This is a genomic window from Massilia sp. LXY-6, from assembly GCF_051233485.1.
Taxonomy (GTDB): Bacteria; Pseudomonadota; Gammaproteobacteria; order Burkholderiales; family Burkholderiaceae_D; genus Telluria.
The window spans coordinates 108,043-130,494 of record NZ_JBKFGF010000018.1; the positions used below are offsets into that span (position 1 = coordinate 108,043).

19 protein-coding genes are annotated in these 22,452 nt (G+C 65.6%); 9 read left to right on the forward strand and 10 right to left on the reverse strand.

The annotated features are described in order from the left end of the window. Positions 1 to 111 precede the first annotated feature (111 nt). The 3 genes from ACI48D_RS09370 (at position 112) to ACI48D_RS09380 (ending at position 5,446) form a co-directional block, all read left to right on the forward strand. Positions 112 to 1,218 carry an S-(hydroxymethyl)glutathione dehydrogenase/class III alcohol dehydrogenase gene (locus tag ACI48D_RS09370; RefSeq protein ID WP_435570951.1) on the forward strand — a complete coding sequence of 369 codons (1,107 nt, stop codon included), beginning with the start codon at positions 112 to 114 and terminating at the stop codon, positions 1,216 to 1,218. Positions 1,219 to 1,474: 256 nt separating this feature from the next. After that, positions 1,475 to 3,286 (forward strand): M56 family metallopeptidase, encoded by a 1,812-nt coding sequence (locus tag ACI48D_RS09375; RefSeq protein WP_435570952.1) that lies wholly within the window; start codon positions 1,475 to 1,477, stop codon positions 3,284 to 3,286. Between the two features lie 60 nt (positions 3,287 to 3,346). Further along, on the forward strand, positions 3,347 to 5,446 hold the full coding sequence (locus ACI48D_RS09380; protein WP_435570953.1) for a M13 family metallopeptidase: 2,100 nt from the start codon (positions 3,347 to 3,349) through the stop codon (positions 5,444 to 5,446). Positions 5,447 to 5,449: 3 nt separating this feature from the next. Here ACI48D_RS09380 and ACI48D_RS09385 read toward each other — a convergent pair whose 3' ends face one another. Both ACI48D_RS09385 and ACI48D_RS09390 read right to left on the reverse strand, forming a co-directional pair. Further along, positions 5,450 to 5,923 carry a hemerythrin domain-containing protein gene (locus tag ACI48D_RS09385; protein WP_435570954.1) on the reverse strand — a complete coding sequence of 158 codons (474 nt, stop codon included), beginning with the start codon at positions 5,921 to 5,923 and terminating at the stop codon, positions 5,450 to 5,452. A gap of 151 nt (positions 5,924 to 6,074) precedes the next feature. Then, entirely contained in the window at positions 6,075 to 6,617 is a 543-nt protein-coding gene (locus tag ACI48D_RS09390) for an SRPBCC family protein (RefSeq protein WP_435570955.1), read from the reverse strand. A 195-nt stretch (positions 6,618 to 6,812) separates the two neighbouring features. On the opposite strand from ACI48D_RS09390, the gene ACI48D_RS09395 reads away from it, so the two are divergent. Next, positions 6,813 to 9,131: a UvrD-helicase domain-containing protein gene (locus ACI48D_RS09395; protein ID WP_435570956.1), complete on the forward strand. Its 2,319-nt coding sequence runs from the start codon at positions 6,813 to 6,815 to the stop codon at positions 9,129 to 9,131. 52 nt (positions 9,132 to 9,183) lie between these two features. Here the strand turns inward: ACI48D_RS09395 and ACI48D_RS09400 are convergent, their stop codons facing one another. Genes ACI48D_RS09400 through ACI48D_RS09410 form a run of 3 tightly spaced genes read right to left on the reverse strand, consistent with a single transcriptional unit; the run spans position 9,184 to position 11,433 of the window. Further along, entirely contained in the window at positions 9,184 to 9,954 is a 771-nt protein-coding gene (locus ACI48D_RS09400; protein WP_435570957.1) for a BPSS1780 family membrane protein, read from the reverse strand. Continuing rightward, on the reverse strand, positions 9,951 to 10,910 hold the full coding sequence (locus ACI48D_RS09405; protein ID WP_435570958.1) for a homoserine kinase: 960 nt from the start codon (positions 10,908 to 10,910) through the stop codon (positions 9,951 to 9,953). Before ACI48D_RS09405 ends, ACI48D_RS09400 begins: the two co-directional genes overlap by 4 nt. Before the next feature lie 49 nt (positions 10,911 to 10,959). Beyond that, positions 10,960 to 11,433, reverse strand: a complete 474-nt coding sequence (locus tag ACI48D_RS09410; RefSeq protein ID WP_435570959.1) for a hypothetical protein — start codon at positions 11,431 to 11,433, stop codon at positions 10,960 to 10,962. Positions 11,434 to 11,609: 176 nt separating this feature from the next. Between ACI48D_RS09410 and polA the strand changes: the two genes are divergently transcribed. Beyond that, positions 11,610 to 14,387, forward strand: a complete 2,778-nt coding sequence (polA, locus tag ACI48D_RS09415) for a DNA polymerase I (RefSeq protein WP_435570960.1) — start codon at positions 11,610 to 11,612, stop codon at positions 14,385 to 14,387. A 208-nt stretch (positions 14,388 to 14,595) separates the two neighbouring features. After that, positions 14,596 to 15,816: a DUF4382 domain-containing protein gene (locus tag ACI48D_RS09420; protein ID WP_435570961.1), complete on the forward strand. Its 1,221-nt coding sequence runs from the start codon at positions 14,596 to 14,598 to the stop codon at positions 15,814 to 15,816. Here the strand turns inward: ACI48D_RS09420 and ACI48D_RS09425 are convergent. Then, entirely contained in the window at positions 15,800 to 16,291 is a 492-nt protein-coding gene (locus ACI48D_RS09425) for a hypothetical protein (protein WP_435570962.1), read from the reverse strand. The genes ACI48D_RS09420 and ACI48D_RS09425 overlap by 17 nt on opposite strands. Positions 16,292 to 16,569: 278 nt before the next feature. Next, complete coding sequence (locus ACI48D_RS09430; protein ID WP_435570963.1) at positions 16,570 to 17,319, reverse strand: hypothetical protein; 750 nt, start codon at positions 17,317 to 17,319, stop codon at positions 16,570 to 16,572. A 169-nt stretch (positions 17,320 to 17,488) separates the two neighbouring features. Between ACI48D_RS09430 and ACI48D_RS09435 the strand changes: the two genes are divergently transcribed. The 3 genes from ACI48D_RS09435 to ACI48D_RS09445 all read left to right on the forward strand — a co-directional run bounded on the left by ACI48D_RS09435 (position 17,489) and on the right by ACI48D_RS09445 (position 19,377). After that, positions 17,489 to 18,301, forward strand: coding sequence for a dienelactone hydrolase family protein (locus tag ACI48D_RS09435; RefSeq protein WP_435570964.1), 813 nt, complete (start codon positions 17,489 to 17,491; stop codon positions 18,299 to 18,301). A gap of 108 nt (positions 18,302 to 18,409) precedes the next feature. After that, on the forward strand, positions 18,410 to 19,159 hold the full coding sequence (locus ACI48D_RS09440) for a ZIP family metal transporter (RefSeq protein ID WP_435571120.1): 750 nt from the start codon (positions 18,410 to 18,412) through the stop codon (positions 19,157 to 19,159). Positions 19,160 to 19,233: 74 nt separating this feature from the next. Then, the gene (locus ACI48D_RS09445; protein WP_435570965.1) at positions 19,234 to 19,377 is read left to right on the forward strand and encodes a hypothetical protein; all 144 of its coding nucleotides are present in this window, start codon (positions 19,234 to 19,236) and stop codon (positions 19,375 to 19,377) included. 3 nt (positions 19,378 to 19,380) lie between these two features. On the opposite strand, the gene ACI48D_RS09450 is transcribed toward ACI48D_RS09445, so the two are convergent. Genes ACI48D_RS09450 through ACI48D_RS09460 form a run of 3 tightly spaced genes read right to left on the reverse strand, consistent with a single transcriptional unit; the run spans position 19,381 to position 22,291 of the window. Then, positions 19,381 to 20,238 (reverse strand): sulfurtransferase, encoded by an 858-nt coding sequence (locus tag ACI48D_RS09450; RefSeq protein WP_435570966.1) that lies wholly within the window; start codon positions 20,236 to 20,238, stop codon positions 19,381 to 19,383. Positions 20,239 to 20,258: 20 nt separating this feature from the next. Next, a complete protein-coding gene (locus ACI48D_RS09455; protein WP_435570967.1) occupies positions 20,259 to 21,176 on the reverse strand; it encodes a DMT family transporter in 918 nt (305 codons plus the stop codon). Beyond that, positions 21,176 to 22,291, reverse strand: a complete 1,116-nt coding sequence (locus tag ACI48D_RS09460) for an aromatic ring-hydroxylating oxygenase subunit alpha (RefSeq protein WP_435570968.1) — start codon at positions 22,289 to 22,291, stop codon at positions 21,176 to 21,178. Before ACI48D_RS09460 ends, ACI48D_RS09455 begins: the two co-directional genes overlap by 1 nt. Positions 22,292 to 22,452: the final 161 nt, after the last annotated feature.

Here is a 22,452-nt window from a genome sequence, read left to right on the forward strand (position 1 = left end):
ATCCGGTCATTATGGCACCAATTCCAGACATCCAATGGAGCGCCTATTGGCCGCGGCCCGGCTTGTGCGGATAATGGCCGGATTGCACAACCACGTCAGGAAAGATTCCATATGAAAACCAAGGCAGCGATTGCATGGCAAGCGGGTAAGCCGCTGACGATCGAGGAAGTCGAACTCGAAGGTCCGAAAGCAGGTGAAGTGCTGGTCGAGGTCAAGGCGACCGGCATCTGCCATACCGACTGGTACACGCTCTCCGGCGCCGACCCGGAAGGGATCTTCCCGGCCATCCTCGGCCATGAAGGCGCGGGCGTGGTGGTCGACGTCGGCCCCGGCGTGACCAGCCTGCGCAAGGACGACCACGTCATCCCGCTGTACACCCCGGAATGCCGCCAGTGCAAATTCTGCCTGTCGCAGAAGACCAACCTGTGCCAGGCCATCCGCAGCACCCAGGGCCGCGGCCTGATGCCGGATGCTACCAGCCGCTTTTCGCTGGACGGCAAGCCGATCTACCACTACATGGGCACCTCGACCTTCTCGAACTACATCGTGGTGCCGGAGATCGCGCTGGCCAAGATCCGCTCGGACGCGCCGTTCGACAAGGTCTGCTACATCGGCTGCGGCGTCACCACCGGCATCGGCGCAGTGATCTTCACGGCCAAGGTGGAGGCGGGCGCCAACGTGGTCGTGTTCGGCCTGGGCGGCATCGGCCTGAACGTGATCCAGGCGGCCAAGATGGTCGGCGCCGACAAGATCATCGGCGTGGACCTCAATCCGGGCCGCGAAGAGATGGCGCGCAAGTTCGGCATGACCCATTTCGTCAATCCGACCCAGGTCGAGAACGTGGTCGACGCGATCGTCCAGCTGACCGACGGCGGCGCCGACTACTCCTTCGAATGCATCGGCAACGTGACCACGATGCGCCAGGCGCTGGAGTGCTGCCACAAGGGCTGGGGCCAGTCGATCATCATCGGCGTGGCCGAAGCGGGCAAGGAGATTTCCACCCGTCCGTTCCAGCTGGTCACCGGCCGCGTGTGGAAGGGCTCGGCCTTCGGCGGCGCGCGCGGCCGCACCGACGTGCCGAAGATCGTCGACTGGTACATGGAAAACAAGATCAATATCGATGACCTGATCACGCACCACCTGCACCTCGACCAGATCAACGAGGGCTTCGACCTGATGAAGAAGGGCGAGTCGATCCGCTCGGTCGTGGTGTACTAAGCACGTCGCCCCCGCAGCTTAAACACGTCACCCCCGCGAAGGCGGGGGCCCAAGTTCTTCCGTCCATTCCTCCTTTCCCGCAGCCTGTCGCAGCACGTTGGCGGCCTTCGGCGCCTGTCCCTATCCTGTCTTCATCGATTGTTCGTCCTTGTCTAGAAAAAAAGTTCTAGACAAATTTTTCTAGCCGGCCTATCCTGCATCCGTCGAAAGGAAACCGCATGCACGCGATTCACCGCCCAAGCGGCAGGCAGGCGCGATGAGCGCCGCCGCCGGGATCGCCGCCCTGGCCTGGGCGCTGCTGGACTTCGTCTGGCAGGGCGCGCTGGTCGGCTGCGCCGCCGCCGTGCTGCTGGGCCTGCTGGGCAGGGCGCGTCCGCAATGGCGCTACCTGCTTGCCTGCGGCGCGCTGCTGCTGTGCGCGGCGCTGCCGCTGGCCGGCATGCTGGCCGCCGTGCTGACGCCCATGGCGGGGCAGGGCGCGGACGGCGCCGCGTTCACGCTGCCGTCGTCCCTGCTGCAGGCGCTGCGGTCCGGCGTCGCGCGCGATGCCGCATGGGGGCTGGCCGATCGCGCCGCGCTGCCGGCGGCGTGGGATGCGGCGGGCTGGCGCGAGGCGCTGCGGCCGCGCCTGCCGCTGGTGATCCTGTGCTGGTCCGGCGGCGCCGCCTTGATGGCCCTGCGCCTGCTGCTGGGTCTGGCCTGGGTGCGCCGGCGCAGCCGTCCGGACGCGTACCGGCACGATCCGGCCTGGCAGGCCGTGCTCGACCGCCTGGCGGCGCAGCTGGGCATTGGACGCAAGGTGATTCTCGGGCTGGTGGACGAGCTCGCCAGCCCGGTGACCGCCGGAGCCCTGGCCCCGCTGGTGCTGGTGCCGGCCGCGCTGGCGACCGGCATGGCGCCGCAGCTGCTCGAGGCCCTGCTGGCGCACGAGCTGGCGCATGTGCGGCGCCACGACTACCTGCTCAACCTGGTACAGAGCGCGATCGAGATCCTGCTGTTCTATCACCCGGCGGTGTGGTGGCTGTCGCACCGCATCCGGGTCGAGCGGGAACTGATCGCCGACGACCTTGCCGCAAGCGCGCTGGGCGAACCGCGGCGTCTCGCGCTTGCATTATCCGAGCTGGACCTGTTCCAGCTCTCCACCACGCAACTCGCCCCTGGGGCATCTGGAGTAGGAGGAAATCTCATGTCTCGCATCAAACGCCTGGTTCGTCCGCAAGCGGAAGCCCTCGATTGGAAGCTGGCCTTGCCGGCCCTCGGCCTGGCCCTGACGGCCGCCCTCCATGCCCATGCCGGCACCGCGCCGGCGGCCCCAGCCGCGGCGCAGGAGAAACCCGCGGTCCACGTGACCCTGCAGGAAAGCCGCGGCGATGCCTACGCGCTGGTGGGCGAGGGCGACCAGGGTTTCAACATGACCGGCAACAGCGCCGACTGGCCGTCCATCAAGCAGCTCAAGCGCAGCGTCAAGGGTGAATTCCTGTGGTTCCGCGACGGCGGCAAGTCCTGGATCGTGCAGGACCCGGACACGCTGGCGAAGGCCCACGCGGCCTGGGCGCCGGTGAACCGGCTGGGCGAGCAGATGAATGCCTATGGCAAAGAGATGGACCAGCACGGCAAGGCCATGGACGCGTTGGGCAAGCAGATGGAGCAGGCGGCCGGCGCCATGCGGGCCGACCAGCCGCGGGTGCGCGAGCTGGAGCGCAAGATGAACGAGCTGGGCCGGCAGATGGGCGCCCTCGGCGAGCAGATGGGCAAGGCTTCTTCCGATAGCGAACGCAAGCGCCTGGACGAGAAGATGCACGGTCTGGACCAGCGCATGCGCGAGCTGGGCGAGCAGATGCGCGCCGCCCACGAGAGCGAAGGGCAGCGCCGCGCCGGCGCCAGCATGGACGAGATCGGCAAGCGCATGGACGAGGCCGGCAAGCCGATGGATGCGCTGGGCAAGAAGATGGATGCGCTCGGCAAGCAGATGGACCGGGAGAGCAAGGCCGCCGACAAGACGATGCGCGGCCTGATCCGCGATGCGATCGCCAGGGGCCTGGCGCAGCAGGCACCGGTGCAGGGCTGAGTTTATTTTTCCCAGGCAGTATGGCAGCATATGGGCGTTTATCTTTTATAAAGTCATGCCATGCGCCCAGCCCGCCTAGCTGTCCTTCTTTCCCTTGCCGGCGCCGCTGCGCTGGCGACTGCCCAGAACACGCCCGCACCCACCGCTTCGGCGGCGCCTGCCGCCGCCGAGCGCCCAGCCAAGGAATTCCCGTACACGCCGGGCCTGAACCCGGAGTCGATGGACCGCAGCGCCGACCCCTGCGTCGACTTCTATCAGTACGCCTGCGGTGGCTGGATGAAGAACAATCCGATTCCCGCCGACCAGGCGCGCTGGTCGGTGTACAGCAAGCTGGCCGAGGACAACCAGCGCTTCCTGTGGGGCATCCTCGAAGACCTGTCGAAACGCCAGGACGGCCGCAACCCCAACCAGCAGAAGATCGGCGACTATTTCGGCGCCTGCATGGACGAGCGTGCCATCGAGGCGCGCGGCGCCGAGCCGCTCAAGCCCTATTTCGACCAGATCGCGGCGCTGCGTTCCAACAAGGACTTGCCGCGCGTGCTGGCACGCCTGCACCTGGCGCTGGCCGACCAGGGCCTGTTCTTCGGTTTCGGCTCGAGCCAGGACTTCGGCGATTCCACGCGCGTGATCGCCTTCGCCAGCGCCGGCGGCCTGGGCCTGCCGGACCGCGACTCCTACCTCAAGCCTGACGCGAAATCGAAGGAGCTGCGGGCCAAGTACGTCGCCCACATCGCCAACACGTTCAAGCTGCTCGGCGATGCGCCGGAGCAGGCACAGCGCCAGGCGGCGCGCGTGATGGACATGGAAACCAGGCTCGCCAAGGCCTCGCTGTCGCGCGTCGACAAGCGCGACCCCTATAAACTGTTCCACAAGGTCGATGCGAAAGGCCTGCAGGCCCTGACCCCGGGCTTCGACTGGCACGCCTACCTGACTGAAGTGGGGCAGGACAAGCAGGCCGTCTTCAACGTCACCGAGCCGGCCTTCTTCAAGGCCCTGGCGACGATGTGGAAGACCAGCGACATCGACGCGACCCGCGCCTACCTGCGCTGGCAGGTGGCGCGCAACCTCTCGCCGGCGCTGGCGTCAAACTTCGACCAGGAACACTTCGACTTCTTCAGCAAGACCCTGCGCGGCATCCAGCAGCAGCCGCCGCGCTGGAAGCGTTGCGTCGGCCTGGTCGACCGCCAGCTGGGCGAAGCGCTGGGCCAGGAATTCGTCAGCCGCGCATTCTCGCCGGAGCTGAAGGCCAAGTCGCTGCACATGACCCGCCAGGTCGAGGAAGCGATGAAGAAGGACATCGACTCGCTCGACTGGATGAGCCCTGAAACCAAGAAGCGCGCCCAGGACAAGCTGGCCGCGATCGTCAACAAGATCGGCTATCCGGACAAGTGGCGCGACTACGGCACGTATAAGGTGAAACCGGGCGACTTTGCCGGCAACGTCGAGCGCGGCAACGTGTTCGAGACCCGCCGCGACCTGGCCAAGATCGGCAAGCCGCTCGACCGCGGCGAATGGAGCATGACCCCGCCGACGGTGAACGCCTATTTCAATCCGCAGATGAACGACATCAACTTCCCGGCCGGCGTGCTGCAGCCGCCGCTGTTCGATCCGAAGATGGACGATGCGCCGAACTACGGCAACACCGGCGGCACCATCGGCCACGAGCTGACCCACGCCTTCGACGACGAAGGCCGCCAGTTCGACGCGAAAGGCAACCTGAAGGATTGGTGGACCAAGAAGGACGCCAAGGAATACGAAGAGCGCGCCGCCTGCATCGTCGACCAGTACGCGCAGTACACCGTGGTGGACGACATCAAGATCAACAGCAAGCTGACCCTGGGCGAGGACATCGCCGACCTGGGCGGCCTGATCCTGGGCTGGATGGCGTGGAAGGAAGAGATGGCCAGCATGCCGCAGCAGGCGCAGCCGCAACTGCGCGACGGCCTGACTCCCGAGCAGCGCTTCTTCGTCGGCAATGCGCAGTGGGCCTGCGAAAACGACCGCCCCGAAAACCTGCGCGTGAAGGCGATGACGGACCCGCACTCGCCGGGCCGCTACCGCGTGAACGGCCTGGTGGTGAACATGCCGCAGTTCCAGCAGGCCTTCCAGTGCAAGCCGGGGCAGCCGATGGTGAAGGAGAAGCGTTGCCGCGTGTGGTAAGGGCTAGGTCCGCCTTGCCCCCTGGTCGCTCGCCTGCGCCTGCATGTGGATCAGGTTAGCCTCGAACGACTGCATCTGCAGTCCAATGTCGCTCATGTCGGCATTGGACTGCCGCAGCCGCGGGAACAGCTGGTTCTCTTCCTCGTCGATGTGGCTCAGCACCGCATTCAGCATCTCGCGCATCAACGGCTCGGCGCCCGCTGCGTCGGGGGCCATGCCCTGCAGCGTGGCAAGCAGATCGTCGACCTTCAAGTGATCCTGTTCGAAATGGCCGACCAGGCCTTCGTCGATGCAGCGCACGTTCGGATAGAAGATGGATTCTTCCAGCCGGGAGTGGGTGTGGATGGCCTGCAGCAGCTGGATGGCCGCCTGCTTCTTGACCTCCATGTCCTTGCTGTTGAGGTAGGTGTCGGCCAGCTTGCGCACCAGGTCGTGGTCGCGCGTCAGGGCAGTGATCGGATCGTCGGCATTGTCCATGTTTCGTTCTCCTGAAAAGGACTGTCATCGTACGCTCGCCAGGAAAACGCTCCGATCCGTTTAGGCGCGGAAATGACGGCAGGGCGCGGCAAAAAAAACGCCGCCCGGAGGCGGCGCTGGCATGAGCTGACGTCGGATCAAACGCGTCGGATCAGTGCTGGGCGATGCTGCCGCGCCAGGCGCCGGTTTCCTTGCCGCGCGACTCCAGCATTTCCTTGAACTTCTGCAGGTTGCCACGCAGTTCCATACGCACCGCGCCGAAGGCATCGCCGATTTTTTCCATGGCGCCTTCCGGCTGGTAATCCATCTGGACGGTCACGCGGCAGACGTTGTCGGAGATCTTGTGGAAGGTCGCGACGCCGCCGTTCGGCACGCCGGTGGTGCTCTGCCAGGCGATGCGCTTGTCCGGGATCTGCTCGGTGATCTCGGCATCCCATTCCTTCTCTTCGCCGGCCACGTTGGCCTTCCAGTGCAGGCGCTTGTCGTCCAGCTGGCGGATCTCGTGCACGCTAGCCATGAATTGCGGGAAGTCCTCGAACTGGGTCCACTGATTGTAGGCAGTGCGGACCGGGACGTTGATCTCGATGGTCTCGACGATCGACGAATCCATGCCCGAACCACGGTTCTTCATTTTTTTCGACAGCATCATGCCGCCAACGGCCAGCGCGGCCACAGTAACGACTCGATTCAGCATTATTGCCTCCTTGTCACAAATAGAGCGTGGGTTGCGATGTAAATCCTTAAGAACACATCTGCCTTTAAATTACGATAAGTCCTGTTTGGATGGCGCTCGCGAGCCTTGAGGCAACTGTTGTGATACTGTATATATGCTCAGTAGATTTGCCGCCGAAAGGGACCGAAGGCCCATCCCGACGTTTATAATGCCCGCATGAATCTCCTCGACAATCTGAATCCCGAACAGCTCGCCGCCGTCACGCTGCCGTCCCAGAGCGCCCTGATTCTGGCCGGCGCCGGATCGGGCAAGACCCGCGTGCTGACCACCCGGATCGCCTGGCTGATCCAGACCAGCCAGGTCTCGCCGGCCGGCCTGATGGCCGTGACCTTCACCAACAAGGCGGCGAAGGAAATGCTGACCCGCCTGTCGACGATGCTGCCGGTGAACACGCGCGGCATGTGGATCGGCACCTTCCACGGCCTGTGCAACCGCCTGCTGCGCACCCACCACCGCGACGCCGCGCTGCCGCAGACCTTCCAGATCCTGGATTCGCAGGACCAGCTGTCGATGATCAAGCGCATGCTGAAGGCCCTGAATGTCGACGACGAGAAGTACCCGGCGAAGGACCTGATGTACTTCATCAACAACGCCAAGGACAACGGCCTGCGCGCCAGCCAGGTCGAGGCCTACGATCATGTCCAGCGCCGCATGGTCGAGCTGTACGACGCCTACGACCAGCAGTGCCAGCGCGAAGGCGTGGTCGATTTCGCCGAACTGCTGCTGCGCGCCTACGAACTGCTGCAGCGCAATCACCCGCTGCGCCAGCATTACCAGATGCGTTTCCGCCACATCCTGGTCGACGAGTTCCAGGATACGAACGACTTGCAATATAACTTGCTGAAACTGCTGGCGGGCCACGGCGAGCCGGCCGGCGGCGCGATCTTCGCGGTGGGCGACGACGACCAGAGCATCTACGCCTTCCGCGGCGCCAACGTCGGCAACATGCAGGCGTTCGAGCGCGATTTCGAGGTGAAGAACCTGATCAAGCTGGAGCAGAACTACCGCTCGCACGGCCACATCCTCGACAGCGCCAACTTCCTGATCGCGAACAACGCGAAACGCCTCGGCAAGAACCTGCGCACGGATGCCGGCCAGGGCGAGCCGGTGCGCATCTACGAAGCCTCGTCCGACCTCGAAGAAGCGCAGTGGATCATCGAAGAGGCCAAGAGCCTGATGGCCGAGGGCATGCCGCGCAGCGAGATCGCGGTCCTGTACCGTTCGAACGCGCAGAGCCGCGTGATCGAGCACGCGCTGTTCGCGGCCGGCATCCCGTACACCGTGTACGGCGGCCTGCGCTACTTCCAGCGTGCCGAGGTCAAGCACGCGATCGCCTACCTGCAGCTGATGGACAATCCGCACAACGATTCGGCCTTCATGCGCGTGGTGAACTTCCCGACCCGCGGCATCGGCGCGCGCTCGATCGAGCAGCTGCAGATGGCGGCCGACAGCTATGGCGTGTCGCTGTATGCGGCCGTGCCCCACATGACCGGCAAGGCCGGCAGCGTGCTGGCCAACTTCGTCAAGCTGATCGAGAGCGCGCGCTTCGAGACCCAGCAGCTGCCGCTGCCGGAGATGGTGAAGGTGGTGCTGGAGCGCAGCACGCTGCTGGACCATTATGCGAAGGAAAAGGAAGGCGCCGAGCGCATCGAGAACCTGGAGCAGATGGTCAGTGCCGCCACCCACTTCGTGCAGGAAGAGGGCTTCGGCACCCATGCGCCGGCCCACCTGGGTCCGCAGGCGCAGGCAAGCAGCGGCCAGGCCATCGTCAGCGCCGACGGCATCGAGCTGCTGGATCCCGACGCGCCGCTGGCCACCGTGATGTCGCCGCTGTCGGCCTTCCTGTCCCACGCCTCGCTGGAAGCGGGCGACGCCCAGGCCCAGGCCGGGCAGGACGCCATGCAGCTGATGACGGTGCACTCGGCCAAGGGCCTGGAATTCGACGCCGTCTTCATTACCGGCCTCGAAGAGGGCCTGTTCCCGCACGAGAGCAGTTCGCGCGAGCTGGACGGCGTGGACGAGGAACGGCGCCTGATGTACGTGGCGATCACGCGCGCCCGCAAGCGCCTGTACATGAGCTTTACCCAGCAGCGCATGCTGCACGGCCAGACCCGCTTCAACATGAAGTCGCGCTTCTTCGACGAACTGCCGGAGGAATCGCTGAAGTGGCTGTCGCCGCGCGTGCAGACCAACTGGTTCAGCAACCGCAAGTCGACCACGGCCTGGGACGACGCCGCCTTCCGCGAGGGCGGCAGCGACAACCAGATCGCCAAGCAGATCGCGCAGAAGTCGAGCAATGGAAACGGCACCGGCTGGCGGATCGGCGAGACGGTCAGCCACGCGCGCTTCGGCGAGGGCGTGATCGTCAACATCGAGGGCGGGGCCGGCAGCGCGCGCGCCCAGATCAACTTCGGCGCGGCCGGCATGAAGGTGCTCGACCTGTCGGTGGCCAAGCTGGAGCGGGTGGGGCGGTAACGCCGCGATGCGTCAATGCCGGCTTCCGCGTGGGCACCCCGTGCCCACGCATTTATGCGGGCAGCGCTTCCTTCTCGGCCGGCTTGCCGAAAATGTCGCGGTAGCCGGCGTAGATCGCGCACTGCAGGAACAGGATGAACAGGAACATCAGCCACATCAGCACGACCTGGGCCAGCGCGATCGCGCTGAACAGGTTCACCACCACGAAGGTGATGACGGTGAAGATGCCGAACCAGGACAGCAGCAGCACGCCGAACACGCGCGCCGAGCGCACCACGGCGAAGAAGCTGTAGAAGGTGGCCTTGCCGGGCCCCATCCGCTTCCAGTAGGTGAGCGGGGCGGCGAAGCACAGGGTCAGCAGCGAGACGGTTTCCAGGATCAGCAGGCCGAACACGGTCAGCACGTCGCTCAGCGTGAACGGCAGCTTGTCCTTCGGATCGAGCTTGATGTTGCCCGGCAGCTGGCGCAGCGATTCCGGCGTCACCAGCAGCGCGACCAGGGTCAGCACCAGGAACACCCCCAGATAGATCACCCCGACCTTGCACAGGCCGGCCAGCGCCGGCTTGCGGAAGCCGGTCAGCAGCACGCTTGGGGTCACACGGTCGCCGTTGTCGATCATCAGGCAGGCCTGCATGAAGGCCATCGAGAACGAGGGGATCAGCACCACCACGACGATGGGGCCGACGATGGGCACGGCGCTGATGCCGATCGCCAGCAGGATGCTCGCAAACAGCAGGGTCGTGAGGGCAGCCGGCTGCTTGCGGAACAGCTTGACGCCGCCTTTCAGCCAATCCCAGCCGGTTCGCGCGGGCAGATTGCTCATGCGCTCAGGCTCGGCGCGGGAACCGCGATGCGTTCGCGCAGCACGCGTTCGAAATGGCTTGGATCGTGCGGCGTCAGCATCTCGGCCTCGCGCGGACGGTGCAGGTCGTACAGGCGCGACAGCCAGAAGCGCAGCGCCGCCGCGCGCAGCATCGGCTGCCAGGCCTGCGCCTCGGCCGCGGTGAACGGGCGGGTTGCGTGGTAGGCCCGGGTCAGGGCGCGCACCCGGACCTGGTCGAGGCGGCCGGTGTCGAGGTCGATGCACCAGTCGTTGACGGTGACGGCGAGGTCGAACAGCCAGCTGTCCCAGCCCGCGAAGTAGAAGTCGAAGCAGCCGCTCAGGCGCTCGCCGACGAACATCACGTTGTTGCGGAACAGGTCGGCGTGCACGGGGCCTTGTTCCAGCTGGCGGTAGGTGTCGCCGGCGGCAAAGGCACGCTGGAACGCCAGTTCCGATTCCAGCAGGGCGGCTTTTTCCGCATCGAGGAAGGGCAGGACCTTGGGCACGGTCTCGATCCACCAGTCCAGGCCGCGCAGGTTCGGCTGGCGCAGCGGGAAATCGCGCCCGGCCAGGTGCATCCTGGCCAGCATGGCGCCCACTTCGGCGCAATGCACGGGCTGCGGATCCATCTGCGAGCTGCCGTCGAGCTTGCTGACCACGACGGCCGGCTTGCCGGCAAGCGCCACCACCAGCTCGCCCTGGGCGTTCGGCACCGGCGCCGGTACCGGCACGCCGCGCTCGGCCAGATGCCGCATCAGCTGCACGTAGAAGGGCAGTTGCTCGAAGCTGAGGTTCTCGAAGATCGTCAGGACGAATTCGCCGCGCTCGGTCGTCAGGAAGAAATTACTGTTCTCGATGCCGCTCGAGATGCCCTGGAGGTCCAGGGCTTTACCAAGGGGGAACTGCTTGATCCACTGGCTCAGGTCGTCCAGTGTGACCGTGGTGAAAACTGCCATCGTTCACGAAAGTTAGGTCACTGTGGCGGCCGCTTTTCGCGGCCGGTCTTTATTTCTTCTCAGCATTGGCCGGCATCGGCATCGGCGGGGGCGGCGGCACATCGGCCGCGGCCGGGGCGTTGGTCCCGGCCTCGGCGGCTTTGCGCTTGCCCGACAGGTCGAACTCGCCCACCTTCCATTGCGGCGCGCGGATCGAGTTGGCGTTGCTCCCCGGTACAGCATTGCCCGGCGGGGTATTCGGTTTCATATAGTAATGGCTGCCGCTGCTGTTGACTTCGACTTCGGTGACCTGGCCGCCGTCGCGCGATTCCTTGATCTGGGTACGGGTACGCGAGGGAATGTTCGTAGCCGGCACATCGCTGCCCGGTTCGATACGCTCGAGCCTGGGCGGGGCCTCGTTCTTGTTCGACTGCTGCGCTGCAGGCTGCTGCGCCGCTTGCTGGGCCAGCGTGGATCCGGCCTGCACGGCCAGCAGCAGTGTCAGGCAAGGTGCGAGGGGCAGGCGGGAGAAGATGCGGGGCATGGTGATCACCTATGTCGTTTAGGCCATTGTAACAAACAGCGCCGCCCGCCAGTAAAAAGCGTACAAAAAGAGCGGATCGACCCCATATGGGAGGCATTCCCGATCTGCGATAATGGCACGCTCGCCGTGCCTTATTGCGTCTCCTGCGGCCCACTTTTGCTCATTCGATTCCATACATGGACAATACCCTGCTTCTCGTTGACGGCTCCAGCTACCTGTATCGCGCCTTCCACGCGCTGCCCGACCTGCGCAGTCCCGACGGCCACCCGACCGGTGCGATGCACGGCATGGTCAACATGCTGCGCCGCCTGCGCGCCGACTTCCCGGCCGCCTACATCGCCTGCGTGTTCGACGCCAAGGGCAAGACCTTCCGCGACGACCTCTACCCCGAGTACAAGGCCACGCGCGCGTCGATGCCGGAAGACCTGGGCAAGCAGATCGAGCCGATCCACGAGGTGGTGCGCCACATGGGCTGGCCGATCCTGATGGTCGAAGGCGTCGAGGCCGACGACGTGATCGGCACGCTGGCGGCGCAGGCCACCGCGCGCGGCATGAACACCGTGGTCTCGACCGGCGATAAGGACTTGGCCCAGCTGGTCAACGACAAGGTCATGCTGATCAATACGATGAGCAACGAGAAGCTCGACGAAGCCGGCGTGCTGGCCAAGTTCGGGGTGCCGCCGAACCGCATCATCGATTACCTGACCCTGATCGGGGACACCGTCGACAACGTCCCCGGCGTGACCAAGTGCGGCCCGAAGACCGCGGTCAAGTGGCTCACCCTGCACGGTTCGCTGGACGGCGTGATCGAGAACGCCCACAGCATCGGCGGCGCGGTCGGCGCGAACCTGCAGGCTGCCCTGGAATGGCTGCCGAAGGGCCGCGAGCTGATCACGGTGAAGACCGACTGCGACCTGGCGAATCACCTGGTGTCGATCGAGGAATCGCTGGTCGGCCGTCCGGAGGACAAGGACGCGCTGCGCGACTTCTTCCAGCGCTACGGGTTCAAAACCATGCTGCGCGAGATCGGCAGCGGCAACGGCAACGCCGGTAAATACGCGTCGCCCGGCGCTGCTCCTGCGGCGGCCCTGAATTCGCCGGAAGGCGTGGCCGGCGCGAATGGCACGCTGCCCGGCATGCCCGTCATCAAGGGCGAGTACGAGACCGTCACCACCATGGAACAGCTGGAGCGCTGGCTGGAAGCGATCGACAAGGCCGAGCTGACCTCGGTCGACACCGAGACCACCTCGCTCGACCCGCTGGCGGCCGAGATGGTCGGGATTTCACTGTCGACCGAAGCGGGCAAGGGCGCCTACATCCCGCTGGCGCACCGCTACGCCGGCGTGCCCGAGCAGCTGAACCGCGAGGAAGTGCTCGAACGGATGAAGCCCTGGCTGGAAAACCCGGACAAGCCGAAACTCGGCCAGAACCTGAAGTACGACGCCCACATCTTCGAAAACCACGGCGTCAAATTGCGCGGCATCGTCCACGACACCCTGCTGCAGTCCTACGTGTTCGAATCGCACAAGCCGCACGACATGGACACTATGGCGATGCGCCACCTGGGTTACACCACGATTCCTTTCGTCGACGTGTGCGGCAAGGGTGTGAACCAGATCTGTTTCGACCAGGTCGAGCTGGGGCGTGCCACCGAATACGCGGCCGAGGATTCCGACATCACGCTGCGCCTGCACCAGGCGATGATCGGCCACGTCGAGAGCGACGAAGGCCTGAACACCATCTACCGCAAGATCGAGCTGCCGACCTCGGTGGTGCTGCAGAAGATCGAGCGCAACGGCGTGCTGATCGACGCCGAGCTGCTGGCCAAACAGTCGGGCGAGCTGGCCGCGCGCATCGCGGAACTGGAGCAGCAGGCCTACGAGCTGGCCGGCGGCCCGTTCAACCTCGGTTCGCCCAAGCAGATCGGCGAGATCTTCTTCGGCAAGCTGCAGCTCCCGGTGATCAAGAAGACCGCCACCGGCGCCCCGTCCACCGACGAGGAAGTGCTGCAGAAGCTGGCCGAGGATTACCCGCTGCCGAAGATCCTGCTCGAGCACCGCGGCCTGTCCAAGCTCAAATCGACCTATACCGACAAGCTGCCGAAGATGGTCAACCCGAACACCGGCCGCGTGCACACCAACTATGCGCAGGCGGTCGCGATCACCGGACGCCTGGCCTCGAGCGATCCGAACCTGCAGAACATCCCGGTACGCACCGCCGAAGGACGCCGCATCCGCGAAGCCTTCGTGGCCCCGCCAGGCAGCGTGCTGGTATCGGCCGACTACTCGCAGATCGAGCTGCGCATCATGGCCCACATCTCGGGCGACGAGGCGATGCTGCGCGCCTTCGCGCAGGGCGAGGACATCCACCGCGCCACCGCCGCCGAGATCTTCGGCCTGGCGCCGGAAGAGGTCGAGAGCGAACAGCGCCGCTACGCCAAGGTCATCAACTTCGGCCTCATCTACGGCATGAGCGCGTTCGGCCTGGCGCAGAACCTGGGCATCGAGCGTGGCGCCGCCGGCAACTACATCGAGCGCTACTTCCAGCGCTTCGCCGGCGTCAAGCAGTACATGGACGAGACCCGCCTGCAGGCGAAGGCGCGCGGCTACGTCGAGACCGTGTTCGGGCGCCGCCTGTGGCTCCCCGAGATCAACTCGCCGAACGGCCCGCGCCGCGCCGGCGCCGAACGCGCCGCGATCAACGCGCCGATGCAGGGCACGGCGGCGGACCTGATCAAGCTGGCGATGATCGCGGTGCAGGACTGGATCGAGAAGGAAAACCTCGCCACCCTCATGATCATGCAGGTGCACGACGAACTGGTGCTGGAGGTGCCGGAAGCCGAGCTGGAACTGGTCAAGCAGAAGCTGCCCGAGCTGATGGCCGGCGTGGCCACGCTGAAGGTGCCGCTGGTGGCCGAGACCGGAGTCGGGAAGAACTGGGAGGAGGCGCATTGAGTATGCGCCTCCGCACATTGAGTATGTGCCTCCGCGCATTGAGCCCCTTATTGTTCAATTAATTTAACGGTTGTGTTTACGCCACGCCCAGCTGTATCAGTTGTAAGTAGAAGTTTCAATGTACGTTGCTTAACATAAAAGTTGCTGTCCAGAATGTATATTGCTTGAACCGTATTCACGCGGCAATAACATGAAAGGCAACACTATTATGAAGACCACGTTCCGTCAGGCCGGCCTGTTCGCCGGCAGCGTCATTGCAGCAGTTTCACTCAGCGCCTGTGGCGGCGGCGGTGGCGGAAGCGGATCGTCCGCCCCGGCCCCGGTCTCCACCGCCGGCACGCTGAAGGTCTCGCTGACCGACGCCCCGGCCTGCGGCTATGATGCCGTCAACGTCACCGTCAACAAGGTGCGCGTGAATGCCAGCGCCACCGCCGCTGACACCGACGGCGGTTGGACCGACATCACCCTGAGCCCGGCCAAGAAGATCAACCTGCTGAACCTGACCAACGGCGTGCTGGAGTCGCTCGGCCAGGCCACGCTGCCGGCCGGGCACTACTCGCAGATCCGCCTGGTGCTGGACGCGAACATCGGCACCGGCCTGGCCAACTCGGTGGTGCCGAGCGGCGGCACCGAGACCACCCTGAGCACCCCGAGCGCGGTCCAGAGCGGCATCAAGCTGAGCAACGAATTCGACGTCGCCGCCGGCCAGAGCGCCGACCTGGTGCTCGATTTCGACGCCTGCAAGTCGGTCGTCACCCAAGGCAAGGGCCGCTACCTGCTCAAGCCGGTCGTGAAGGTCGTCCCGGCGCTGGCCACCGGCATTTCCGGCTACGTTGCCACCTCGCTGCTGGGCAGCCACGTGAGCGTCTCGGCGCAGCAGAACGGCGCGATCGTCGGCGCCACCGTGCCCGATCCGACCACCGGCGCATTCTCGCTGACCCACCTGCCGGCCGGTAACTACGACGTGGTCATCACGGCCGACAACAGCGCCGCAGGCGTGATCGGCGCCGTGCCGGTGGCCGCCAGCGGCAGCACCACGCTCAGCACCGCGAGCGCGCCGCTGACCCTGGCCACCAGCGCCACCGGTTCGATCAGCGGCACCGTAAGCCTGCCGGCCAACGCCACCGAGGCCGCGTATGTCGCCGCCAAGCAGAGCTTCGCGGCCGGCCCGACCGTCACCGTCAAGTATGCCGGCGCCGACCTCGCGACCGGGGCCTATACGATCGCCAACCTGCCGCTGGCGGCGCCGCAGTACGCCGTCTACAGCACGGCCCGGCCGCTGGTGCTGACCCCGAGCGCCACCGTGCAGCCGGGCGTGGGCAAGTACCGCGTCGATGCATCCGGCACCGGCTACACGGCCAAGACGATCACGATGGTCGACATCTCGGCCACCAGCGCCACCAAGGTCGACTTCACGCTGGCGCCCTGAACCTGTCCCCGAGCCGGGGCAGCAGGAGCAGCAGCCCGGCCAGCAGCATGGCGGCGTGCGCCGGTTCCGGGATCGGCGCCGCCGGCGCCGAATTGCTGGCCCCGACTCTGGCGGAGACCGTCATATAGCCGCTGACCGGCTCTGCGCCGCTGACGACGTCGACTTCCACCAAGCGCTGCTGCGATCCCGGCTGGTTCACGAACAGCATGTCGTAGATGTCGGTCTCCGGGGTCGTCGACCCGGCGAAACGCTTGCCGTAGAGGCCGGCGTCGGCGTAGGCCTGGCTGCCGGCATCCGCGGCGGTGCTGCCCGTGGCGTAGGCCAGGAACTCCAGCCGGGTATTCGGCGACAGCGTGAAATAGGAAAAGGTCGACGCTTCGGCGCGCCCCGAACGGTCGCCCATCCCGATCCCGGCATGCGCGTCCTGCAAGTTGACGCCGGCGCTGTACGTATCGTTTCCGTATTGCGCATGCACTTCCCCGTCCTCATGGCGGAAATCCTGGACCAGCTGGTCTCCCTTGTATCCGGTATCGCTGTAGATGATCGCGAACGGTGCGCTCGACCACGGGCCCAGCGTGAGCGAGGGCGCCTGGCCGTCGCCTGGGGTCAGGTCGATCAGCCTGTAGCTGAAGCTGCCGATCGAGGCCGCGGCGGTCGCGGGCCGGTCGCCGCGGCCGCGGGAAGGGCGGCGGCAAGCAGGACGCCGGCAAGCAGGCCGGCAAATGGGCGGATCGGTTTCATGGTATGCCTCGCTTATCCGGGTTGCGGGCGGCGCCGGGCGGCGGGCAGTAGCGCCAGCCCGGCCAGCAGCATGGCGGCCGGCGCCGGTTCGGGCACCGGCGCAACGGTCGCCAGCACATAGGCCGTGTGGTCCAGCCGGCCGCTCAGTTCGCTGTCGCCGGCGCTGAACGACAGCGAGGCCGGCAGCGTCTCCCGGCCCGGCAGCTCGATGTGGACGCCGGAGGTATAGGTCAGCACGGTACCGTCGTCGGGATAGATCTCGACCCGCAGCCTGGCATTCGCCGTCATGTCGGCCTGGCCCGGATCGAAGGCCAGTTCGCCGCTGGTGTCGGCCGAGAAGATCACTGTCGTATGCGGCGACAGGGAAAAGAAGATCCCGCTGTCGGAGGAGGTGGCGTCGGCAGAGTTGGCGCCGATGTCGATGGTGGCGCTGAAGATGCCGCCCTGGACGCTGCCCCCGGCCGAGCCGCCCGGCCCTTCGAGCGTGGTGGCCTGCTCGCCGAAGTTCATGCGGTAATCCGGGGCCGATTGATAGGCGGGAGCAGGGTAGAGATTCACCAGGGTATAGCGCGAACCCGTGATCGAGCTGAACTCGATCGAGGGCGCGATGCCGTCATTCGGCGTCAGGTCGATCAGCCGGTAGCCGATGTTGCCGATGCTGGCCGTCCCGTGCCTCGCCGTGCCGGCCCGCGCCGGCGCCGCGCCGAGGACCAGCGCCAGCGCCAAGGTGGCGGCCAGGCCGCCCGTCGTACGAGAGTTCATATTGTTCTCCCCCGTCAACGCCGCGCTGGCGCATCGCCATGGCGGCCCCTGCAGTATCCTGCGGTTCGCGGCCGGCGGGCGCACGCATGCGCGGCTGAGTCGCGTCGGCGCAACCCGGCGCCCACTGCTAAGATAGCAATCCATTGTTACCCCGACCGGAGGATTGCATATGAAAGACCTCGTACAGGATCGCGCCGGCTTCGCTGCCGCCACGCTGCCGGTGGCGGCCCATTCCGTGATCGAGACCGATACCGCGGGCCTGGATGCCGGCACCGTGAAGCTGACCGTGAACGGCCAGGACTTCCCCGTCTACCACGCCCGCCCCGAGGGCAAGGCCGATCTGCCGGTGATCCTGGTGGTGTCCGAGATCTTCGGCGTGCACGAACACATCGCCGATGTCGCGCGCCGCTTTGCGCGGCAGGGCTACCTGGCGCTGGCGCCGGACCTGTTCGTGCGCCAGGGCGATCCGTCGACGATCGCCGACATCCCTACGCTGATGAAGGACATCGTCTCGAAGACCCCGGACGCCCAGGTGATGGGCGACCTCGATGCCTGCGTGGCCTGGGCCGCGAACAACGGCGGCAACGCCGACAAGCTGGGCATCACCGGTTTCTGCTGGGGCGGACGGATCACCTGGATGTATGCGGCCCACAATCCGAAGGTCAAGGCCGGCGTGGCCTGGTACGGCCGGCTGGTGGGGGAGGCGACCGCGAACACACCGCGGCACCCGGTCGACATCGCACCCGGCTTGAGCGTGCCGGTGCTCGGCCTGTACGGCGCCAAGGACACCGGTATCCCGCTCGACACCGTCGACAGGATGAAGGCGGCGCTGGCCCAGGGCGCGAGCGGGTCGGAGTTCGTGGTCTATCCGGATGCCGGCCATGCCTTCCATGCCGACTACCGCCCGAGCTACAACGAGAAGGACGCGAAGGATGGCTGGACCCGCGCGCTGGCCTGGTTCCGGCAACATGGCGTGGCCTGAGCGCGCACGCATGCAGGCCGGGCGCGGTACAATGCCCGGCTTGCGCGCCGGACGCGCGGACCAAGAATAACAAGAGGCTTCACGATCGACCCCGTTCTCATCTCCATCCTGCTGGCCACCGGACTGGCGGGCATCGTCAGCATCACGGCTGCCGCGGTATTCTCCTTCACCCTGTTGTCGAAGGTCGTCGAGCGCATGGTCAGCCTGTCGGTCGGCATCATGCTCGCGACCTCGCTGCTGCATGCGCTGCCCGAGGCGTTCGAGTCGCATGTCGACCCGCGCGCCCTGTTCGCGACCCTGCTGGGCGGGCTGCTGGCCTTCTTCGTGCTGGAAAAGGTGGCGCTGCTGCGCCATTCGCATCACCACGAGGGCGACGGCCATCACCACGCCCACGGGCACGATGCGCACCAGGCGGGCAAGGCGGGATGGATGATCCTGATCGGCGACGGCATGCACAACTTCACGGACGGGATCCTGATCGCGGCGGCCTTCCTCGCCAATCCGCAGCTGGGCATCGTGACCGGGGTGGCGATCATCGCCCACGAGATCCCGCAGGAGATCGGCGACTTCATCGTGTTGCTGAACGCGGGCTTTTCGCGCGCCCGCGCCTACGTCTTCAACCTGCTGTGCAGCATGCTCGCCGTCGGCGGCGGCCTGCTCGGCTACTACACCCTGGACAAGGCCAGCGGCCTGATTCCCTATGTCCTGGTGTTCGCTTCCTCGGGCTTCATCTACATTGCCGTCAGCGACCTGATGCCGCAGATGCAGCGCCGCGCCACCGTGCACGAGTCGATTCCCCAGTTGCTGCTGATCGGCCTGGGCGTGGTGATCGTGCTGCTCCTGACGCACGGACATTGATGAAACTTGTGCCTGGATGTTGACAGGCGAATTCTTTGCAGCCTATGCTGATCCGTCACCTACGTGGAGGAAGCATGGTAAGGCTGGTCAATCAATTGCTTGTGGCGCTGCGCGAGAAGCCTTGGCGGTTCGGCTATGTGTTGGGCGTGCTGCTGCTGTCGGTCGTCGTCTTTACGCTGGCGGACTTCCTGCCCGCCCCCTATGACTTGAGTCACTGAGCCTTACTGGGCACCCGTCGCCACCGGCCGCGCCGGATCGGCGCTCCATTCGCTCCACGAACCCGGATACAAGGCTGCGCCCGGCATGCCGGCCACTTCCAGAGCCAGCAGGTTGTGGCAGGCCGTGACGCCGGAGCCGCACTGCATGATGGCGCTCTTCGGATCGCCCACCGCCACCCCCAGTTCGGCCTTCAGTTGTGCCGGTGCCTTGAAGCGGCCGTCGGGCTGAAGGTTGTCCTTGAAGAAGCGGTTTTTCGCGCCCGGAATGTGGCCGCCGACCGGGTCGATGGTCTCGTTCTCGCCGCGGAAGCGGTCCGGCGCGCGCGCGTCGACCACCGTGCGGCCGCCATGCTCCACGTTGTGCAGGACCGTCCCGACGTCCACCGTCGTCGCCAGCGGCGCGCGTGCGGCGATCCTGCCGCGCGGGCGTGCCGCGGGCGTATCGGTGGAGAGCGGCATTCCTGCCGTCTGCCATGCCGGCAGGCCGCCGTCCAGCACCGCCACCGCTTCATGCCCGACCCAGCGCAGCATCCACCACAGGCGCGCCGCGAACATGCCGCCGTGCGCGTCATAGGCCACGAGCTGGGTATCGTCGTTCACGCCCCAGGAGCGCAGCAGTTCGATGAAGGCATCCTTCTCCGGCAGCGGATGGCGGCCGCGGAAGGCGCCGCCGGCATCGCGTTTTTGTCCGGAGAGTTCGTGCTCCATGTCCGCGAACAGCGCGTTCGGCAGGTGGCCGGCCGCATAGGCGTCGCGCCCGGCGTCCAGGTTCACCAGGTCGTGGCGGCAGTCGACAACCACCCAGTTGGCGTCGCCCAGGTGGGCAGCCAGGGCGGCGGGTTCGATCAGGGTCGTGTACATGGGCAGTCTCCTCACGATGCTTACGCCTCGCTGGCGATAGGATCGGTTTCCTTGACGACGGCGCCGCGCGCCGTGCTCTTCGTATTGTAGAACGTCGCGGCGATGCCGGAGGCCAGGATCACGCCCATCCCCAGCCACACGTGCCAGTCGAACACGTCGCCCCACAGCAGCATCCCCCACAGGCTCGAGAAGATGATGCCGGTGTACTGCAGGTTGGCCACCACCAGCACCTTGCCGAGGCGGTAGGCGCGCGTCATCGCCATCTGCGCGAGCAGGGCGGGAATGCCGATCGCCAGCAGCAGCACGCCGCTGTGCCAGGTATGCGCGTGGAAGGGCGTCGCCGGGCCGTTCTCGAGCAGGGTGCCGCCCAGGCCCGCCAGGGTCGTGGTCAGCGAAAAGAAGAACACCACGCGGTATTCGGGTTCGCCCATCTGGCCGAGGTTACGCACCTGCATATACGCCATCGCCGAGACGATCGACGACAGCAGGCCGATCGCGCCGCCCAGCCACTGGTTGGTCTCGACCGCCGGGCGCAGCACCAGGGTCACGCCGACGAAGCTCATGCCGATCGCCAGCACCAGCGGCCATTCGGTCTGGCCCTTGGCATGCCACCAGCCGACGAAGAACATGTAGGTGGCGATCCAGATCGGCGCCATGTAGTTGAGGGTGACGGCGGTGGCCAGGGGCAGCTTGCCGATCGCGTAGAACCACATCCACAGCGAAGTCACGCCGACCAGGCTGCGCACCAGGTGCTGTTTCGGGAACATCGTCCGGAACGTGCCGCCCTGCAGGCGCACCGTCAGGAACAGGATCAGGGTGCCGACCAGGCCCCTGTACATGACGATTTCGGAAGTGGAGTAGAAAGAAGAGGCCAGCTTCACGCCCGCGCCCATGGCGGCGAACGCGAAGCTGGCAAATAACATCCATAAGGCAGGCATCAGATTCCTGGAGGGATTGCGTCGAGTTTACTTCTGTACCACTCATGGAAGTGCTGCATGCCGTCTTCCATCGGCGACTGGTAGGGTCCCACTTCGTTGACGCCGCGATCCAGCAGGATCTTGCGGCCGGCATCCATGCGCAGGGCGATCTCGTCGTCCTCGACGCAGGTTTCCATGTACGCCGCGCGCTCGGCCTCGACGAAGCCGCGCTCGAACAGCACGAACTCCTCCGGGTAGTAGAACTCGACCACGTTGCGGGTCTTCTGCGGACCCATCGGCCACAGGGTCGACACCACCAGCACGTTCGGATACCACTCGACCATGATGTTCGGATACAGCGTCAGCCAGATCGCGCCATGCTTCGGCGCCTGCCCGTTGTTGAACTTCAGGACCTGTTCCTGCCACCTCCGGTAAGCCGGCGAGCCGGACTTCTGCAGGCCGCGGTGCACGCCGACGGTCTGGACGCTGTAGTCGGTGCCGAATTCCCAGCGCAGGTCGTCGCAGCTGACGAAGTTGCCCAGGCCCGGGTGGAAGGGCTCGACGTGATAGTCCTCCAGGTAGACCTCGATGAAGGTCTTCCAGTTGTAGTCGCACTCGTGGACCTCGACGTGGTCGAACATATAGCCCGAAAAATCGAGGTCCTTCGTCACCGACAGCTTGCCCAGCTTGTCCATGACGTTGTAGCCGTTCTGCTCGAACAGCAGGCCGTTCCAGTTCTGCAACGGCGTCTTCGAGAGGTTCAGGCAGGGCGTATCGGCAAAGTGCGGCGCGCCGATCAGTTCGCCCTTCAGGTCATAGGTCCAGCGGTGCAGGGGGCACACGATATTGCTGGCATTGCCGCGGCCATTGAACATCAGCGCCTGGCGATGACGGCAGACGTTGGACAGCAGTTCGATGCCCTGCGCGTTACGCACCAGCATGCGCCCCTCGTTCTCCGATTTCAGGGTCGCGAAATCGCCCTGTTCGGGAACCATCAATTCATGCCCGACATAGCGGGGGCCCTTCAGAAACAGGTGCTGCATTTCGCGCTGCATCAGCGCTTGGTCGAAGTAGACATCTACCGGAAGCTGCGCGCACGAGCGAGCCAGCTTGGCGTGGGTAGCCAGATCGGACATCCCAACCCCCCTTTACACAAATTTCAGCCAAAGAAGAGAAAGAATCCGAGAACCAGTATTTGAGGCGTCGAAAAACCCGTGGTGCGTCGCATTCGCGGCCGTGTACGGTTTTTCTCGCCCCATTAAAAAAAAGAATACGGTATTTCGGAGACAGAACCGGA

Bases quoted from the DNA above. Each gene is read 5' to 3' on its own strand.
- ACI48D_RS09370 (WP_435570951.1), top strand. From the start codon at position 112: ATGAAAACCAAGGCAGCGATTGCATGGCAAGCGGGTAAGCCGCTGACG.
- ACI48D_RS09375 (WP_435570952.1), top strand. From the start codon at position 1,475: ATGAGCGCCGCCGCCGGGATCGCCGCCCTGGCCTGGGCGCTGCTGGAC.
- ACI48D_RS09380 (WP_435570953.1), top strand. From the start codon at position 3,347: ATGCGCCCAGCCCGCCTAGCTGTCCTTCTTTCCCTTGCCGGCGCCGCT.
- ACI48D_RS09385 (WP_435570954.1), bottom strand. From the start codon at position 5,923: ATGGACAATGCCGACGATCCGATCACTGCCCTGACGCGCGACCACGAC.
- ACI48D_RS09390 (WP_435570955.1), bottom strand. From the start codon at position 6,617: ATGCTGAATCGAGTCGTTACTGTGGCCGCGCTGGCCGTTGGCGGCATG.
- ACI48D_RS09395 (WP_435570956.1), top strand. From the start codon at position 6,813: ATGAATCTCCTCGACAATCTGAATCCCGAACAGCTCGCCGCCGTCACG.
- ACI48D_RS09400 (WP_435570957.1), bottom strand. From the start codon at position 9,954: ATGAGCAATCTGCCCGCGCGAACCGGCTGGGATTGGCTGAAAGGCGGC.
- ACI48D_RS09405 (WP_435570958.1), bottom strand. From the start codon at position 10,910: ATGGCAGTTTTCACCACGGTCACACTGGACGACCTGAGCCAGTGGATC.
- ACI48D_RS09410 (WP_435570959.1), bottom strand. From the start codon at position 11,433: ATGCCCCGCATCTTCTCCCGCCTGCCCCTCGCACCTTGCCTGACACTG.
- polA (WP_435570960.1), top strand. From the start codon at position 11,610: ATGGACAATACCCTGCTTCTCGTTGACGGCTCCAGCTACCTGTATCGC.
- ACI48D_RS09420 (WP_435570961.1), top strand. From the start codon at position 14,596: ATGAAGACCACGTTCCGTCAGGCCGGCCTGTTCGCCGGCAGCGTCATT.
- ACI48D_RS09430 (WP_435570963.1), bottom strand. From the start codon at position 17,319: ATGAACTCTCGTACGACGGGCGGCCTGGCCGCCACCTTGGCGCTGGCG.
- ACI48D_RS09435 (WP_435570964.1), top strand. From the start codon at position 17,489: ATGAAAGACCTCGTACAGGATCGCGCCGGCTTCGCTGCCGCCACGCTG.
- ACI48D_RS09445 (WP_435570965.1), top strand. From the start codon at position 19,234: ATGGTAAGGCTGGTCAATCAATTGCTTGTGGCGCTGCGCGAGAAGCCT.
- ACI48D_RS09450 (WP_435570966.1), bottom strand. From the start codon at position 20,238: ATGTACACGACCCTGATCGAACCCGCCGCCCTGGCTGCCCACCTGGGC.
- ACI48D_RS09455 (WP_435570967.1), bottom strand. From the start codon at position 21,176: ATGCCTGCCTTATGGATGTTATTTGCCAGCTTCGCGTTCGCCGCCATG.
- ACI48D_RS09460 (WP_435570968.1), bottom strand. From the start codon at position 22,291: ATGTCCGATCTGGCTACCCACGCCAAGCTGGCTCGCTCGTGCGCGCAG.